This is a genomic window from Mariniflexile ostreae (assembly GCF_042427585.1).
In the GTDB taxonomy this organism is placed as follows: Bacteria; Bacteroidota; Bacteroidia; order Flavobacteriales; family Flavobacteriaceae; genus Pseudalgibacter; species Pseudalgibacter ostreae.
Map to the genome: position 1 here is coordinate 26,199 of NZ_JBHMFC010000073.1, position 629 is coordinate 26,827.

The following is a 629-nucleotide window of genomic DNA, read 5'->3' on the forward strand; positions in this document are numbered from 1 at the left end:
CATAAATACGGTACTAGATTAAGTAAACAACGTTGCAAATGTTTGAATTGTAGCAAGATTTTTAATGGAGGGAAACAAATTTCAGTAGATTTTATTTGGGATGAATATGCCAGAGGGAAACAAACTTATATACAACTAGCAGTCAAATATGGATGCTCAAAAAGAACAATCCAACGTAAACTAGATCTCTATCAAGTAAAGCATTCAGAAATAGTGACTAAGAAGGTTATTGTTTTAATAGATACAACCTATTGGGGAAGAGGTTTTGGGTTAATGTTGTTTAAAGACGCATACAGTAAAGAAAATCTTCTTTGGCATTACGTTAAATCAGAGACTAACGCATTGTACATAAAGGGTATTAAAGAACTGATATCTAAAGGTTTTGAGGTTGTAGCTATCGTTTGTGACGGAAGAAAAGGGTTGGTTGGAGCATTTAAAGACATACCTGTTCAGCTTTGTCAATTTCATCAAGTTGCAGCAATAAGAAGGTATATGTTTTGACCCCTATAAAACAAGAGTAATCTTTTGACACTATCCTAAAATCTGTGTAAGTTCAAAATTTCAGGGTTAAATTATTTATAGTTTAATCCTGTTTTCAAATATAGCTAAAAATTGGTTTAGTATAATTC

1 protein-coding gene is annotated in these 629 nt (G+C 31.8%); it reads left to right on the top strand.

Going from position 1 to position 629, the window contains the following annotated elements; all coding sequences use genetic code 11:
• Positions 1-501, top strand: a 501-nt coding sequence (locus ACFFU9_RS11160; RefSeq protein WP_446685833.1) for an IS256 family transposase, variant Zn-binding type, incomplete at its 5' end; no start/stop codon positions are given.
• Positions 502-629: the final 128 nt, after the last annotated feature.